The following is a 16343-nucleotide window of genomic DNA, read 5'->3' as shown; positions in this document are numbered from 1 at the left end:
GTTGTGTCCGGAAACCGGTTGGGTCAGGACAAAAAAGAAAAAAGGCCCGGGAGGGTTTCTCTTTTTGTGAGGAACCCCTCCCGGGCACTGCTGCTCAAAAATGAGTAATGTGCCGTATCAATAGTCCAGGCAGGCCCGGTCGCAGGTATAGGGGCGGACGTAGGTGTCGGCCACCTTCACATGGGCGGGGTGATGGCTGTAGACTGCCACGTCCTCCGGCTTCTCCAAAACCGAGACGAGAGCCATGTCATGGGTGCTGGATGCCAGAGGCGCAGAGACAAAATGCAGCTCCACCAGCCCGGGCACCTGGCCCACCAGGCCTTCCAGGTGTTTTGCCATGTCGGCCAGCAGTCGGGGCTTGTCGGCATCGGCAACTTCGGGCTTGAACTTCCACATTACGATATGATGGGTCATGGGTAAAACCTCCAGTCAAAAAAAGATCAGAATGAACAGTAAAGACGGAACCGGCGGGGCGGGCGGCGCCTGCCTTTTGGACAGGCCGGACAAGCCCCCCTCACCGGGGAAAACAAAAGAAATTTTCCACAGCCGGGCCTTCCTTTGTGGAAAACTTTCCGGCCTTTTTCGAAAAAAGCCGGAAAAAACCGGGAAAATCCGCCGAACACCCGGCGACGTGTACAACCGGACGGCGGCGAAACAAAACTGCATGACGGAGAGTAAATCCAACTTACTCCACCGCCACTACGGTAAGCTGCATTTTGTCCGGGTCGTCATCCACCGTAAAGCGGACGGTCAGCCCGGCAAAGGCCATGCCGTAAACCCGGGCCGGGTCGTGCTGGTAGGCGGGCCGGGGGTCCTGGGCCAGGACCCCGGTGAGGGCCGCCCGCTTCTCCTCCGGGACCTTGTTCAGAAGTTCCGGGGGAAAGTCCACCCCCAGCGTCCGGTGGGCGGTCTTGTCGGAAAAGCCGCCCGAAGCATCGGGGTGGCTGTCCACATAGGGCAGGTAGGGCTTGACATCATAAATGGGGGTGCCGTCCAGCAGGTCGGCCCCCGCCACCCGCAGGGCGGGACCGTCAGGGGCGTCCCACTCCACCCTCACCAGCCGCACGCAGGAAAGCCCCAGGGCGTTGGGACGGCAGGGGCTGCGGGTGGCAAAGACCCCCATGCGCACATTGCCGCCCAGCCGGGGCGGGCGGACGGTGGGATGCCAGGGCCGCCCCGCCGCCTGGGAAAACTGCCACACCAGCCAGAGGTGACTGTACTGTTCGATGCCCCGCAGGGCCTCGGCCACCCGGCAGTCGGGGGTGAACACCACCCGGGCTTCCAGCCCCTCCACCAGGCCGCTCTGGCGGGGGATGCCGAACTTCTCGGAAAAGTCGCTCTGGATGTGGGCGACGGGATGAATGGTATAAGCTTCGGAATCAGACATGCAATCACCAGAAAGTCAGTGTGTGGAAGGGGCCTGCCGGGGCGTGCACCGGTGGAAAAGGACACAGACCGGGGAAGTTTTCCACCAATCTGTGGAAAACTTCCCGCCCGCGGGCAGAAACCCTCCTCCGGCAAAAGGCCCATCGGCGGATACCCGGTCAATTTGGCGCCATACAGGCAACAACCGGGGATTTTTTGCGTCTATATTAGTAGAAACTGAGAAACCGGAAACGGTTTGGAACGGGAGAGATTCTTGTGAGAAAACCCATGGTGTGGGGGCTGCTGCTGGCGGCGGCGCTGTTGACGGCGGGCTGTGCCCGAACGGACCTGGACCTGGACATCGGGGAGGCCGGCAGGATAGAACTGTATTCGGGAACAGACGGAGAAATGGTGGTGATCGCCGACGGGGAAGAGATGGAACAGATCACCGGGGAGATCAATGCCATGACCTTCCGCCGGGAAGAACCCAGCGCAGACTACAGCGGCTGGCGCTATCTGCTGAAATGGTACGACAGCCGGGGGCAGCTCATGGAAAAAGTCGTAATACTGAGCGAAACCCGCATCGAGTACGAGGACTATTTTTATGAGGGCGAGGAAGGCGACGGCAGGATAGACCTTGCCCGTCTTGACGAACTTCTGGACGCAGGGCAGGCCGCAAACTGAACCGGAAACACTCACCGGCGCAGCCCCAGCCGGGCCAGCAGACCTTTGGGACGCTTGGCCTCCTCGGCCAGGTCGCGGTAGTAGCGCAGGTCGTTTTCGTAGATGCCGCCCCAGCAGCTGCGGTTGCGGCAGATGGCGCCCTCGGGCCCCTTGGCAAAGATGGCGTCGAGAAAGGCAAAGCAGGCCTTGCCGTCGGTGTAGCGTTCCGCACGGCAGCCGGGGGTCAGGATGGGCGCCCGGCAGTAGCGCAGGTAGAGAGCGTCGTCCTTGTCAATAGCCTGGATGGCGTCGATCAGGGCGTCATTGTCGGGGTAGTCGTCGGCACAGACAAAGCTCTCGGGGTTGAATTCCTCCTTGATGCAGGGGTCCCCCCAGTAGATGGGCACTGTGCCCGCGGCAAAGGCGTCCACAATCTTCTCGGTGCAGTAGCCGGGGTCCCGGCTGTTCTCGTAGGCGATGGAAAACTTGTACTGCTTCTGAAAGGCCAGCTTGTCCGGCACCGGTCCGCCCATGTTGTTTTTGTAGGACCCGCCGCTGTCCACCCGGCGCTTGGCGGACAGCGCCTCAAAAAAGGCGTTGCGCTCGGCGCTGAAATCGTTGCTCACCACAAAGTTGCAGAACTTTTTCCGGGCGAGAAAGTCCTCGTCGGGCAGGGTGTGCTTGATGAGAGCCGGGGCCCAGCTGTCCCGCATGGCGTAGAGGGGCAGCCGGAGATACCGGTCCCCGTATTCCAGCAGCGGAAAACCCATGGAATAGTCAAAGACGTTCAGGTCCGGCCAGCTGTCCTCCCCGGAAAACTGGATGCGGCAGCAGCCGTAGTCCAGGTATGCCCGGCCGAAACCGCAGCTGATGACAAAGTCAGGGTGTTCCTCCGGGCTGCGGCAGACGGTCACGGTGTAGCCGCCCTGACGCAGCACCCGGGTGAAATAGTTGTCCTCGGGGTCCCAGTCGGGGGCCAGGTCGCAGAACCCCAGACGCACCTGTTTGTCCGCCATGGTCACTGCCCTTTCCGCATCAGCGCATAGCGCAGGATGCCGGCGATGGTCTTGGAATCCCGGATGGTGTTGTCCTCCACCATGGCCAGGGCCTTCTCTAAGGGGACCTTGTGCACGTCCAGAAATTCGTCGTCGTCCAGGTGCTGACCGGTGGTGTGCAGCCCCCGGGCGATCCAGATATAAATCTTCTCGCTGTCGTAGCCCACCGTGGGATAGAGTACCCCCAGGGAGGTGTATTCGTCGGCGGTCAGGCCGCATTCCTCCTCCAGCTCCCGCTTGGCGGCGGCAAAGGGGTCCTCTCCCGCCTCCAGCTTGCCGGCGGGCAGCTCCCATACTTCCTCCCCCAGGGCGTAGCGGAACTGGCGCACCATGTAGATCTCATTCTGGTCGGTCACCGGCATGATGCAGGCTCCGCCGTGATGGTGCACCACCTCCCGGGTGGAGGTATTGCCGTTCTCCAGCAGGACCTTGTCCAGCGTCACCCGGATGACCCGGCCGTTAAAAATCATCTGACTGTCCAGCGTTTTCTCACTGTGTGCCATCGTCCCAAAACTCCTTTGCATCAAAAAAATGGGCATTCTTATCCCTCATTCTAAAGTGCCTTTTCCCCGATGTCAACAAGACAGGTCCCTTCTATTTCAATAAGGTAAAAACATCTGTATCTCCCCTCGCCCCTTCGTTGGCCCAACGGCCTTGCCCCCTGCCGGTTCTCTCTCTCCTTGCAGATTTTCCGCCCTGCACCGGCGGGTTTCCACAACTTTCCGCACAGCAGCGAACCTCCCGGCCAAAGAGCTGCTTGTTCTGCCGTCAAAACCCACAAAAGGGCTATGATATTTGCTTTCAAAAATGACGCATATTACAGGTAAAATTTTCCAAGTTCAGCAAGTTGCACATATGTAAATCGAAAATATGTGCAACATTCTATTCAAATGGACTTTACGAAAAACCTTGTTTTTTGGTAAAATGGAGTCAAGCAAAAGCGCCTTTCTTGGGCAGATTTTGCCTGCACCAAATAAGGTACTGTTCCTGCAAAACAGGGGCGTGGAGCCCCGGCATACAACGGGCGTTTCTCATTTCCCCGCAAAACGGGAAAGGGAGGCGTCTGCCTGCATGCCGGGATTTCGGCGGTTGCAAAAGGCCGCATGCCCTTGCGGCGCAGGTGCTGAATATTGTAAACGGAGGAAGAAAAATGCCCAGAGCAAAACAGTCTATGGACGGCAATACCGCTGCGGCGCACGTAGCGTATGCCTTCACCGACGTGGCGGCCATTTACCCGATCACGCCCTCCAGCCCCATGGCAGACACCGTCGACCAGTGGTCTGCTGCCGGTCTGAAGAACATCTTTGGGAACCAGGTCAAGGTCGTTGAGATGGAGTCGGAGGCCGGTGCAGCCGGCGCTGTGCATGGTTCGCTCGGCACTGGCGCCATCACCACCACCTTCACCGCATCCCAGGGCCTGCTGCTCATGATCCCCAACATGTACAAGATCGCAGCTGAGCAGCTGCCCTGCGTCTTTGACGTGTCTGCCCGTACCGTCGCCACCCAGGCGCTGAACATCTTCGGCGACCACAGCGACGTTTACGCCACCCGTCAGACCGGCTTCGCCATGCTGTGCGAATCCAATCCCCAGGAAGTCATGGACCTGTCTCCCGTTGCGCACCTGTCTGCCATCGAGGGCCGCGTCCCCTTCGTCAACTTCTTTGACGGCTTCCGTACCTCCCATGAGATCCAGAAGATCGAGAAGTGGGACTACGAAGATCTGAAGGAAATGTGCAACATGGACGCCGTTGCTCAGTTCCGTGCCGAGGCACTGAACCCCGAGCATCCCAAGACCCGCGGCAGCCATGAGAACGGCGACATCTTCTTCCAGCACCGCGAGGCCTGCAACACGGCTTACGAGGCGCTGCCCGCCGTCGTCAAGAAGTACATGGACAAGATCAATGCCAAGATCGGCACCAACTACGATCTGTTCAACTACTACGGCGCTGAGGATGCAGACCGCGTCATCATCGCCATGGGCTCCATCTGCGACGTTGCCGAGGAAGTCATCGACTACCTGACCGCCAAGGGCGAGAAGGTCGGCCTGGTGCTGGTCCGTCTGTACCGTCCCTGGGTGTCCGAGGCCCTGCTCAAGGTTCTGCCCAAGACCGTCAAGAAGATCGCTGTCCTGGACCGCACCAAGGAGCCCGGCGCTCTGGGCGAGCCCCTGTACCTGGATGTTGCCGCCACCCTGCGTGAGGCCGGCATGAACGATGTCGTGCTGACCGGCGGCCGCTACGGCCTGGGCAGCAAGGACACCCCGCCGTCCTCTGTCTTCGCTGTTTACAAGGAGCTGGAGAAGGACGCTCCCAAGGCCCGCTTCACCATCGGCATCGTCGATGACGTGACCAACCTGAGCCTGCCCGAGGTCAAGCCCGCTCCCATCACCGCTGCCCCCGGCACCAAGGAGTGCAAGTTCTGGGGTCTGGGCGGCGACGGCACTGTCGGCGCCAACAAGAACTCCACCAAGATCATCGGCGACCACACCGACAAGTACATCCAGGCATACTTCCAGTATGACTCCAAGAAGACCGGCGGCGTCACCATCAGCCACCTGCGTTTCGGCGACAAGCCCATCCGCAGCCCCTACTACATCAACCAGGCTGACTTTGTTGCCTGCCACAACCCCGCTTACATCCACATGGGCATGAAGATGGTCCAGGATGTCAAGCCCGGCGGCGTCTTCATGATCAACTGCCAGTGGACCGACGAGGAGCTGGACCAGCACCTCAACGCTGCTGACAAGAAGTACATCGCGGACAACAACATCCAGCTGTACACCATCAACGCCATCGACAAGGCCATCGAAATCGGCATGGGCAAGCGCACCAACACCATCCTGCAGTCCGCCTTCTTCAAGCTGGCCGACATCATGCCCATCGACGAGGCTGTCGATTACATGAAGCAGGCCGCCAAGAAGAGCTACGGCAAGAAGGGCGACGCTGTTGTCGAGATGAACTACAAGGCCATCGACGCCGGCGTGGACGCTGTCCACAAGGTCGAGGTCCCCGCTTCCTGGTCCAACCCCGCTCCCGACGCTCCCGCCAAGGAGCTGTCCGGCCGTCCTGAAGTTGTCAAGATGGTCCGCGACATCATGGAGCCCGTTGCCCGTATGGACGGCGACAGCCTGCCGGTTTCCGCCTTTGCCCACAACGCCAACGGCCAGTGGGAGCTGGGCGCCTCCGCTTACGAGAAGCGCGGCACCGCTGTTATGGTTCCCGAGTGGGATGCTGAGAAGTGCATTCAGTGCAACCAGTGTGCCTTTGTCTGCTCTCATGCCACCATCCGTCCCTTCTGCCTGACCGCCGATGAGCTGGCCGCCGCTCCCGAGAGCCTGAAGTCTGCCGACCTCAAGCCCAAGCCCGGCGAGTACAAGTTCACCATGGCTGTCAGCCCGCTGGACTGCATGGGCTGCGGCGAGTGCGTCACCGTCTGCCCCACCAAGGCCATCGAGATGAAGCCGCAGGAGAGCCAGTCCGCACAGCAGGCTGCTTTCGACTACTGCGTCGAGAACATCCGCAAGAAGCCCGGCATGATGGCCGAGACCACCGTCAAGGGTTCTCAGTTCAACCAGCCGCTGCTTGAGTTCTCCGGCTCCTGCGCAGGCTGCGCCGAGACCTCTTATGCCCGCCTGATCACCCAGCTCTTCGGCGAGAAGATGTTCATCTCCAACGCCACCGGCTGCTCTTCCATCTGGGGCGGCACCGCTTCCATCAGCCCCTACACCGTCAACAAGGAATCCGGCTGCGGCCCCGCCTGGATCAACTCCCTGTTTGAGGACAACGCTGAGCACGGCCTCGGCATGCAGATCGGTTACGAGACCGTCCGCGAGAACCTCATCAAGAAGGTTGAGGCCCTGAAGGGCAAGAGCGCTGAGCTGGATGCTGTCATCGACAAGTATCTGGAGACCAAGGCCAACACCAAGGCCAACGATCAGCCCACCAAGGACCTGATCGCTGCTCTGGAAGCCTGCGGCTGCGACGAGTCCAAGGAGATCCTGAAGGACAAGCAGTACCTGGCCAAGAAGAGCTTCTGGATCTTCGGCGGCGACGGCTGGGCATACGACATCGGCTACGGCGGCCTGGATCACGTCCTGGCTTCCGGCCACGACGTCAATGTCATGGTCTTCGACACCGAGATGTACTCCAACACCGGCGGACAGGCTTCCAAGGCCTCCAACATCGGTGAGGTCTGCCAGTTCGCTGCAGCCGGCAAGGAGATCAGCAAGAAGAGCCTGGCCGAGATCTGCATGACCTACGGCTACATCTACGTTGCTCAGATCGCTCTGGGCGCCAACATGGCTCAGGCTGTCAAGGCCATTGCCGAGGCCGAGGCTTATCCCGGCCCCTCCATCATCATCGGCTACGCTCCCTGCGAGCTGCACGGTGTCAAGGGCGGCATGACCAACTGCCAGAACGAGATGAAGAAGGCTGTCGAGGCCGGTTACTGGAACCTGTTCACCTTCAACCCGGCTCTCAAGGCCGAGGGCAAGAACCCCTTCACCCTCACCTCCAAGGCCGGCAACATGGACAAGTATCAGGACTTCCTGGCCAACGAGACCCGTTACAGCCGCCTGAGCCGCGCCTTCCCGGAGCGTGCCAAGGAGCTGTTCGCCAAGAACCAGGAGGCTGCAGAGGCCCGTTACGAGCATCTGACCCGTCTGGTCGAGCTGTACAAATAATCAGCCCGATTTTTGGCAAAGCGGCATAGTTGGATTCGTCCGATCTAAGCTGAAATAAAGAGCTCCCCCTGTGTCCCGAAAAGGAATGCAGGGGGAGCTTTTGTTTTGTTTGGGTGGTTCTCCGGGGAGAAAGCCGATGATTTGCTATCTTTTTCAACAAAACTGTTGAAAAAGATACCGGCAAAGGCAGTCTGTCCGGGGGACGGGTCCGGCCCCTAAAAGGGCAAAACAAAACCCCGGGCAGTCCCATGGTACAGCTACCAGGGACCGCCCGGGGCGTTTATCAGAAAGTGCACGGAAAGGCGGCCGGACTTTCCACAAATTCAGAGAAAATGTTGAAAACTCTCCCGGCCCGCTCCATCGAAGGGGGGAGGCAGGCGCCCCGTCCCAAACCCTGTGGGCAGCGAGGCGCAAAGCGACCGGCTCAATGGGCAAAGGGGAGAGGGGGACGACGTGGTAAAAGACCGGGGAAAATTCCCGTATCAGTTGTTTTCGTCCCACTCATCCAGACGCAGCAGGGCGTCCCGGCTGCCGGAGACGATCATCACGTCGTTGGGCTGGAAGCAGTAGTCGGGGCGGATGTTGTCGGTGACTTTGCCGCCGCTCTCCACCGCGATGACGTTGAGGCCGAACTTGGCGCGGATGTCCAGCTCCAGAATGGTCTTGCCCACGAACTTGTCCGGCACGATGAGCTTGGAGATGTTGATGCTCTCACTCAGCTGGATGAAGTCCAGCACGCGGGTGGTCTCCAGACGGTTGGCCAGGCGCAGGGCCATGTCCCGCTCGGGGTAGACGACCTCGGCGCCCAGCTTGGCCAGGATCTCGCCATGCTCGGCGCTGGTGGCCTTGGCGATCACCTGGGGCACGCCCAGGCTGACCAGGTTCAGCGTGGTCAGGATGGAGCTTTCCATATGCTCGCCGATGCAGACGATGCCGACGTCGCAGTTCTGGATGCCGGTCTCCATCAGGCTTTTTTTGTCCAGGGTGTTCACCACCAGGGCGTTCTCGGTATACTCGCGCAGCTCGCGGACCTTTTCCTCGTCCCGGTCAATGACCATGATGTCGGCCCCCGACTGGGCCAGATCCACCGCCAGCGCATAGCCGAACCGGCCCAGGCCGACGATACCGTAGGAGAGTTTTTCTTTCTTGCGTTTGTGGAACATAACAGGGGACCTCCAGTCCAAAATACAGGCGAATGGGGCGAAGCGTTTTTGAAAATTAGGAATGAGAAATGAGAAATTCAGGTAACCCGGCGGCCTGCGGCCGCCTAAAAAAGGGGGCGGCTGCTGAAGTTTACGCCATTTTGAGCGCACGCAGTGCGCGGACCGCCAAAATTCCCAACTCCGAATTCCTTATGGAAATCAGCCGATGGCCAGGTTGCCGTCAGGGAAACGGGTGCGCTCGCCATGGCTGAAATACCACATCGAGGCGATGGTCAGGGGACCCAGGCGGCCGATATACATGATCAGGATGGAAAGCAGCTTGCTGGCGTCGGACAAACCGGCGGTGATGCCGGTGGACAGACCGACGGTGCCAAAGGCGCTGACGACCTCGAACAGCGCCTGCATCGAGGTGACCTGCGGGTCAAAGATCAGCATCAGGTAGGTGCCCACAATGACGACGCACAGCGCCAGCAGCGTGATGACCGACGCTTTGCGGAACGCATCCCTGGGCACCGCAAAGCGGAACGCCTTCTCGCTCTTGTTGGTGGCGGCGGACTTGATGCCCTGGATCAGCGCAAAGAAGGTGCTGGTCTTGATGCCGCCGCCGGTCGATCCCGGCGAAGCGCCGATGAACATCAGCACCGCCAGCACCAGCAGGCCGGTGTCGTTGAACTCTCCCAGCGGATAGGTCGAGAAACCGGCGGTACGGGCCGACACGCTGTGGAAGAAAGCGCCCAGCCAGGTCACATCCTCGGTCAGCTTGATCAGCAGCGCGCCCACCACGATCAGCACAACGCTGACCGAGATGACCACGCGGGAATGCATCGACAGCTTGCGCCAGCAAAAGCGTTTCTGCCATACTTCCCGGATGACCAGGAAACCGATGCCGCCAAAAAAGATCAGCCCGCAGGTGACCAGGTTGAGCAGCAAATCGTCCCGGTAGGGGATCAGGTTCTGGAAGTTGCCCAGGATGTCAAAGCCGGAGTTGTTGAAGGCGGCGATGGAGTGGAACAGGCTGATGCCCAGCGCCCGGACGGGCGGGTAGTCCTGCACAAAGACGAGAAAGCTGAGCGCCGCGCCGGCCAGCTCAAAGATCAGGGTGGTCAAAAGGATGGCCTTGACCAGCCGGACCAGGCCGCTGCTGGAATCGACGTTGGAGGCCTCGCGGATCAGGGTGCGGCCCTTCAGGTCGATGCGCTTGCCCATGGCGATGATAATGCCTGCGCCCACCGATGTGACGCCCAGACCGCCCACCTGGATGAGCAGGGCAAGAATGGTCTGGCCCAGGGGAGTAAAGGTGTCGCCCGCATCCACGGCAATGAGGCCGGTGACGCAGACGGCGCTGGTGGAGGTGTACAGTGCGTCGATATAGCGCAGGGTAACGCCGTCCTTGACGCTGCAGGGCAGCATCAGCAGGGCCGAGCCCAGCAGGATGACCGCGGCAAAGCCCATGGCGATGATGCGCCCGGGGGGCTGCCGCTTGACAGCTTCAATCAGTGTACTCATAATCCTCTTTTGGTTCGTTCCGGTACGGCGGGCAGGGGCACGCCGCACCGGCGTAGTCGCAGCGAAAAGAAAAAGGCGGGCAGTCTCTCCAAAGCGCCGCAAACAACGCCCGGACAGCGACCGTCCGGGTCTATCATAACACAAATACAAAAAATGTACAGAGGGTAAGCCGTCAAAGGCTCAAAAAGTCCGTACAGCGGAACGAAATTTTACAATACCTCCAGGAACAGCGCAAAAATTGCGGGTACGGGACGGGGAACACGGCAAAGGGAGGCCGGGGCGGAGCTTCCCCTTTGTCCGGAAAGACGGGGAGCCGGCGGCAAAAAAAGCGGTCCCCGCGCCGCAAAGGCGAGGGACCGCTGAAAAAACTGTCTGTGGCAAGCCTTCCGCAGAGGCTCCCGGGGAGGCGGCGCCGTTTCCGCAGGGACAGCGCCGGGTCAGGACGGGGGCATCAGACGTGGCGGTTGATGGTATCCTGGAACAGGGCCATGTTGATGATCTGCAGGCCGAAGATGGCCAGGATCAGGTTGAGGGCGCCGCCGCTGGTATCCCCGTTGAGCATGCTGCAGTTCTGGCCCATCTTGTAAGCCCAGTACAGGCCGTAGATGCCGCAGGTGATGATGTTGAACAGAATGACCATGCCGCCGCTGGTGGCATTGGGATTGCCGGAGAGGGTATTGATCTCATCGGTGAGCTTGATGATCCAGTAGATGGCGTAAAGGCCGCAGGTGAGGATGGACAGCACGATGGCCAGCACGATGCTGCGGGGCTGGATCATGTATCCGTAGGAAGGGCCATAGTTGGGCGCATAGCCGCCCTGACGAGGGCCGTAACCCTGGGGATTGCTGTATCCCTGCTGAGAGCCGCGGCCCTGGTAGGCTCCGCCGCCGGGGTTGGGGGATGCGGGCAGTCGGGCACCACAGGAAGTGCAGAATCCGGCAGAATCCGGATTGGGTGCGCCGCAGGACGTACAACGTTTCATAACAGATTCCTCCTAAAAATGCAGATAAAATGCATGTTTCTACTATAATACCCCATATTGTATGCAAACACAACAGGAAAAGAAAGCGCAACTGCAAATAATTTCTGATTTTTTGTGGCTTGCAGGCAGACCCCCCGGGCAGGAAACCGCTACACCCGGGGCAGATTTTCCGGCGGGTCAAAGCCGTAGCTGCGGCAGTAGGCCCGGACATCGTCGGGGCAGCGCACGGCCACCGCCTGCAGCAGCCGCCCGGTGGGCGCGTGGTAAAAACCGATGACGGCCTCCCCGGTGCAGATGCTCTTCTCAATGCGCAGATCGGCGGCGGAAAGCCCCTCCGGCGGGGAGAGGACCTCCGCCTCCCGGCGGGACGGGCGGGAAAAGAAGCGGGAAACAATGCCCATGGGTGCTACCTCCCTGAAAAATCCCAAAGGGCCGGAAGTTCGGACAACGACGGCGGACAGAGGATAAAGTTTTCCACAGAGCTGTGGAAAACTTCCGCCCCGGCAGGTTCCGGCGGGGGACGGCGGAAAAGTAAAATTTTTCCGTTCCGAACCCCCGCGGTGGCGTGGGGGATAAAAATATTGTACGATATTGCTGACCGGCTGAAAAGCCCTTCTTTGAAACAAAAATGACAACGGCAGGCATTACCATAGAAGTATCTGTCCCGGAAACCCTGCCGAAAGGAGCCCTGCCCATGTACCCTGTGCTCATTGTGGAGGACGAGCGCCCCATCGCCGACCTCATCGACCTGACCCTGCGCCGCATGCAGTATACCTGCGTCCAGGCCCACAGCGGCGAGCAGGCCGCCGACCTGATCCTAAGCCGGAAGTTCGACCTGATCCTGCTGGATGTCATGCTTCCCGGCATCGACGGCTTCGGCCTGATGGAATACATCGCCCCCACCGGCACACCGGTGATCTTTCTCAGCGCCCGGGCCAGTGTGGAGGACCGGGTCAAGGGTCTGCGCCTGGGGGCCTACGACTACATCGTCAAACCCTTCGCCCCCGAGGAGCTGCTGGCCCGGGTGGACGGCCTCATGCGCCACACCGGCCGCCGCAGCGCCAGCATCCGGCTGTGGGATGTGGCCATCGACCCGGCTGCCCGGGGGGTGACCCGGGCCGGGCAGCCGGTGGACCTCACCCCCAAGGAGTACGACCTGCTCATGGTGCTGGTGCAGAGCCGGGGCATTGCCCTCTACCGCAGCGTGCTGCTGGAGCGGGTATGGGGGCTGGACAGCGACACGGGGCCCCGGGCGCTGGATCTGTACATCTCCCGCCTGCGCAAAAAGCTGGGCTGGGGGGACAAGATCCGCACCGTGTCCGGGGTAGGGTATCTGTTGGAGGGGGAAACATGAACTTTGCACACAAGCTCACCCTGGCGGTGGCCCTGCTGCTCTGCGTGACCCTGTCGGCGGGCGGGGCCTGGACCATCGGGCAGAACTTTTCCGCCGCTCTGGACGCCGCTGCCTCCGATGCCGCCGTGGCCCACATGCGGGAGCGCTACGCCGTGGAGGACCTGCTGGCGGACAGCACCTCCCTGGCCGGTGCCGCCGACGCGGTGGAGGACTACGCCGGCACCCTGCAACTGTCGGGGGGCGGCGAGGGCTACCGCTTTGCCGTCCTCACGGGGGAGGGGGTGGTGGTCTGGTCGGACATGCCCGCCCAGGTCACCTTTGCCGACCAGTGGGAGGCGGTGCAGGCGGGCACCGGGGGCATGCTTTACTGCGGGACAAAAACCGCCCGCTATCTGCTGCTGGCCTCCCCCCTGCAGCGTGTGGGGCAGATGGAGCAGGGGGCGGAGAAGGGTCTTTATCTGGTGGGGGGCTACGATGTCACCCGGGAGTTCACCGAGCATGGCCGTCAGCTGCGGCAGTATCTGGCGGTGGAGTGCGTGGCGCTGGTGCTGGCCCTCACGGCGGCGGCGCTGCTGGCCTGGGCCCTGACCCGCCCTCTGCGTCAGCTGGAAGCCGCCAGCCGGGACATCGGGGCGGGGCAGTATGACCGGAGGGTGGCAGTGTCGGGCGGGGGAGAGTTCGCCCGTCTGGCCCAGGGCTTCAACACCATGGCGGGGGCGGTGGAGAGCCACATGGAGGCCCTCCGCCGCCAGAATGAGAGCCGCACCCGCTTTGTGGCGGCCTTCACCCACGAGCTCAAGACCCCCATGACCGCCATTCTGGGCTATGCCGACCTGCTGCGCAGCGGGGAACAGCCTGCCGATGTGCGCCAGCTGGCCGCCGACTACATTTATCACGAGTCCGCCCGGCTGGAACATCTCAGCCGGGAACTGCTCACCCTCATGGGGGTGGAGGAGGGCCCGCCCCCCATCCTCCAGCCCGAGAGCGTGGCGGGCATCTTCGGGGATGCCCTGCGCAGCCTGCCCGACCTGGGAGGTGTCCGGCTGGAAAGCCACTGTCCCCCCGGGGCAAAGGTGCTGGGCAACCGGGCGCTGCTGGCCGACCTGGTGCGCAACCTCATCCTCAACGCCGCAGCGGCCACCGCCCCCGGGGGCACCATCACCCTGTGCTGTGAGCGGCAGGGGACCGGCTGGCGGCTGAGCGTGCAGGACAACGGCCGGGGCATCCCGCCGGAGGACCTGCCCCACGTCACCGAGGCCTTTTACATGGCGGACAAGAGCCGCACCCGGGCCCGGGGCGGCAGCGGGCTGGGGCTCAGCCTGTGTGCGGCCATCGCTGCCGCCCACGGCAGCAAACTTGCCATTGAGAGCACCCCGGGCGCGGGCACCTGCGTCACCATCGACCTGAAGGACGGAGAGGAGGCTGCCCCATGCGAGCCATAATCTTTTTGCAGCATTTCCGGGGAAAAGCCGCCGCGGGGATTCTCACGGCGGGGGTGGTCCTGCTGTGCGGGGCCTCCCTGCTGCTGCCCGGGGTACTGGGCGCCCGGCAGGAGGCCGCCCTGACCGAAAGCCCCCTGCCCCGTCCCGCTGTGGCGGGCCTGCCCGACGAACAGGCAAGGGCCATCCCCATCCTGTATGATCTCTACCGCGCCCGGCTGCAGCCCGGCAACTTCGGCTGGCAGGAGGGGGATGCCTCCCTGCTTCCTCAGCTGGAACAGTGCCTTGCCCATCTGGCGGAGGCAGGGGTGCTTCCCCGGGAAATGACCGAGTCGGTGCAGCCGGTGCTGGATGCCGCCGCTGCGGGGGAGGAGGGCGCCTCCTTCCTGACCCAGCAGACCGGCAGCTTTGCGGGGGTGCAGATCACCGCCGGGGCGGGGACCTCCGGGCGCAGCGGGCCGGACTGCGGCTTTGTCTCCGCCGTGTGGGACACGGCCACCGGGGGCGTGGTGTCCCTCAATCTGTCGGGACAGCTGCCCCAGGCCGACCCGGCGGCCATGCTGGATGCCTGGCGGCAGGACCTGGGCCTGGACGCCCTGGACGACTGGCAGGATGAGGCCATGGAGAACGGCCTTACCTCCTGGTCGGACAAAGCCCAGGTCTACCTCTACTGCGCGGTGGAGGAGACCGGCCTGCGCCTGACCATGACCAACCTTTCGGGGATGGACAAGGGCAAAAGCTGAGGACAGTTGTAAAGATCAGCACCGGTGAAACAAAAATGACAAGGGGACATGGTAGGCTGTAGCCATACCGCCGCGGATAGATCACGGCGTTCTCAACTGGAAAGGTGGTTTGTTCCATGAAAAAGAACCTTCTCCGCGGCACAGCCCTGACGGCGGCCGCCCTCCTCGCCCTCTCCCTGACGGCCTGCGGCCCGGCGGGGGATGGGGACGACGCCTCCCCCCTCGCCACACAGGAGTCCGCCTCCGACGCCCACATGGCCCAGAGCACAGACCCCCTGCAGATGCTCTCCCACGGCAGCGACGACGGCTTCTACCTCTCCCTCATGGACATGACCCGGGGCAGCGAGGACCGCACCGAGCTCATGGGCTACATCGACTACGCCCAGGCCCGGGCCGCCGTGCTCTGCGCCCAGCCCAACTGCACCCACAGCGACGAGAGCTGCCCCGCCTGGCGGGGTATCTGGGGCGGGTCGGCCTGGGTACTGCCCGACGGGGAACACATTGTCACCAACACCGGGGACGAGGACAGCTACACCCTCACCCTCTGCAAACCGGACGGCACGGTGGAAAAGACCCTCTGCCGCACGGCGGACAACAACGTCCCCACCCTGGCGGACAGCACCTGGCTCTACTGCGTGGTGGCGCCGGGGGGCAGCATCGTCCGGGTACCCCTGGCGGGGGGCGACCCCGAACCTCTCACCAGTCTCAACGCCTACGACGTGGAGGGCTGCCTGGGCCGGGAAGTCCTCTATCCCAGCTACGGCAGTGAGGAACAGGCCGACGGCACCAGCCGCAGCACCCTGAAATACACCGCCTGCAACATTGACACCGGCGCCGCCCGCACCCTGCTGGAAGTGAGCTATCCTTCCGGCGTCATCAGCAACCCCTATCTGGGGGAGGACACTCTCTACTGGTATGACCCCCAGGGGGATACCCTGGTCCAGGTGGATGTGAGGACCGGCAGCGAGACCCGCATGCCTCTGGAATGGGAGTTCGGCCGGGGCGGCTGCGGGGAGATCTACCAGACCACCATATCCGCCCAGGTGGAGGGCAAGCTCATCGTGGACCAGTACGGGGAGGACGGCGCCTGCCGGGCGGTGGTGGACCCTGCCGACGGCACCGCCGCCGAGCTGACCATGGGCTATGTGCGCAACGGACATTCCGAGGCGGTGCAGATCCTGGCCCAGAGCAGCCACGGCCTTCTGGTCAAGTACGAGAACCGGATGGTCACCCGGGACGAAGTGCGGGAGGACGGCACCGTGGGGGAGATGGACATCGAGAAGGTGCGCCTGGCTCTCATCGCCCCGGAGGATTTCCTCACCAACCAGCCCAACTACCGGGACATCACCCCGGTGGAGGGCTTTGACGGCGAATTTGTCTGCTGACCGCCGC

The 16343-nt window shown here is 62.3% G+C and carries 14 protein-coding genes; 6 read left to right on the top strand and 8 right to left on the bottom strand.

Annotated elements, in window-relative coordinates; translation table 11 throughout:
- Nucleotides 1–117: 117 nt before the first annotated feature.
- Nucleotides 118–414, bottom strand: coding sequence for a Dabb family protein (locus INF35_RS08700; protein ID WP_193501541.1), 297 nt, complete (start codon nt 412–414; stop codon nt 118–120).
- Between the two features lie 271 nt (nt 415–685).
- On the bottom strand, nt 686–1387 hold the full coding sequence (tsaA, locus tag INF35_RS08695; protein ID WP_193501539.1) for a tRNA (N6-threonylcarbamoyladenosine(37)-N6)-methyltransferase TrmO: 702 nt from the start codon (nt 1385–1387) through the stop codon (nt 686–688).
- A gap of 254 nt (nt 1388–1641) precedes the next feature.
- On the opposite strand from tsaA, the gene INF35_RS08690 reads away from it, so the two are divergent.
- Entirely contained in the window at nt 1642–2049 is a 408-nt protein-coding gene (locus tag INF35_RS08690) for a hypothetical protein (protein ID WP_193501537.1), read from the top strand.
- Between the two features lie 11 nt (nt 2050–2060).
- Here the strand turns inward: INF35_RS08690 and INF35_RS08685 are convergent, their stop codons facing one another.
- The gene (locus INF35_RS08685; protein ID WP_193501536.1) at nt 2061–3044 is read right to left on the bottom strand and encodes a glycosyltransferase family 10 domain-containing protein; all 984 of its coding nucleotides are present in this window, start codon (nt 3042–3044) and stop codon (nt 2061–2063) included.
- Nucleotides 3045–3046: 2 nt separating this feature from the next.
- Nucleotides 3047–3586, bottom strand: a complete 540-nt coding sequence (locus INF35_RS08680; RefSeq protein ID WP_193501534.1) for an NUDIX domain-containing protein — start codon at nt 3584–3586, stop codon at nt 3047–3049.
- 647 nt (nt 3587–4233) lie between these two features.
- Here INF35_RS08680 and nifJ point away from each other — a divergent pair.
- Complete coding sequence (gene nifJ / locus INF35_RS08675; RefSeq protein WP_193501532.1) at nt 4234–7764, top strand: pyruvate:ferredoxin (flavodoxin) oxidoreductase; 3531 nt, start codon at nt 4234–4236, stop codon at nt 7762–7764.
- A 482-nt stretch (nt 7765–8246) separates the two neighbouring features.
- Here nifJ and INF35_RS08670 read toward each other — a convergent pair whose 3' ends face one another.
- The 4 genes from INF35_RS08670 to INF35_RS08655 all read right to left on the bottom strand — a co-directional run bounded on the left by INF35_RS08670 (nt 8247) and on the right by INF35_RS08655 (nt 11816).
- The gene (locus INF35_RS08670; protein ID WP_193501530.1) at nt 8247–8927 is read right to left on the bottom strand and encodes a potassium channel family protein; all 681 of its coding nucleotides are present in this window, start codon (nt 8925–8927) and stop codon (nt 8247–8249) included.
- A gap of 198 nt (nt 8928–9125) precedes the next feature.
- Nucleotides 9126–10433, bottom strand: coding sequence for a TrkH family potassium uptake protein (locus tag INF35_RS08665; RefSeq protein WP_207728285.1), 1308 nt, complete (start codon nt 10431–10433; stop codon nt 9126–9128).
- Nucleotides 10434–10884: 451 nt separating this feature from the next.
- Nucleotides 10885–11415 (bottom strand): DUF4234 domain-containing protein, encoded by a 531-nt coding sequence (locus INF35_RS08660; RefSeq protein ID WP_193501528.1) that lies wholly within the window; start codon nt 11413–11415, stop codon nt 10885–10887.
- Between the two features lie 149 nt (nt 11416–11564).
- Nucleotides 11565–11816: a hypothetical protein gene (locus INF35_RS08655; RefSeq protein ID WP_193501526.1), complete on the bottom strand. Its 252-nt coding sequence runs from the start codon at nt 11814–11816 to the stop codon at nt 11565–11567.
- Between the two features lie 293 nt (nt 11817–12109).
- On the opposite strand from INF35_RS08655, the gene INF35_RS08650 reads away from it, so the two are divergent.
- From INF35_RS08650 to INF35_RS08635, 4 genes are all read left to right on the top strand, one after another.
- Nucleotides 12110–12769 carry a response regulator transcription factor gene (locus tag INF35_RS08650; protein ID WP_193501524.1) on the top strand — a complete coding sequence of 220 codons (660 nt, stop codon included), beginning with the start codon at nt 12110–12112 and terminating at the stop codon, nt 12767–12769.
- Nucleotides 12766–14211: a sensor histidine kinase gene (locus INF35_RS08645; RefSeq protein WP_193501522.1), complete on the top strand. Its 1446-nt coding sequence runs from the start codon at nt 12766–12768 to the stop codon at nt 14209–14211. Before INF35_RS08650 ends, INF35_RS08645 begins: the two co-directional genes overlap by 4 nt.
- The gene (locus INF35_RS08640) at nt 14199–14951 is read left to right on the top strand and encodes a hypothetical protein (RefSeq protein ID WP_193501520.1); all 753 of its coding nucleotides are present in this window, start codon (nt 14199–14201) and stop codon (nt 14949–14951) included. The genes INF35_RS08645 and INF35_RS08640 overlap by 13 nt, the downstream gene beginning before the upstream one ends.
- Before the next feature lie 116 nt (nt 14952–15067).
- Nucleotides 15068–16336, top strand: a complete 1269-nt coding sequence (locus INF35_RS08635) for a cupin domain-containing protein (protein ID WP_193501519.1) — start codon at nt 15068–15070, stop codon at nt 16334–16336.
- Nucleotides 16337–16343: the final 7 nt, after the last annotated feature.

The organism is Gemmiger gallinarum, from assembly GCF_014982805.1.
In the GTDB taxonomy this organism is placed as follows: Bacteria; Bacillota; Clostridia; order Oscillospirales; family Ruminococcaceae; genus Gemmiger; species Gemmiger gallinarum.
This window is presented reverse-complemented; position numbering and strand designations above follow the sequence as displayed.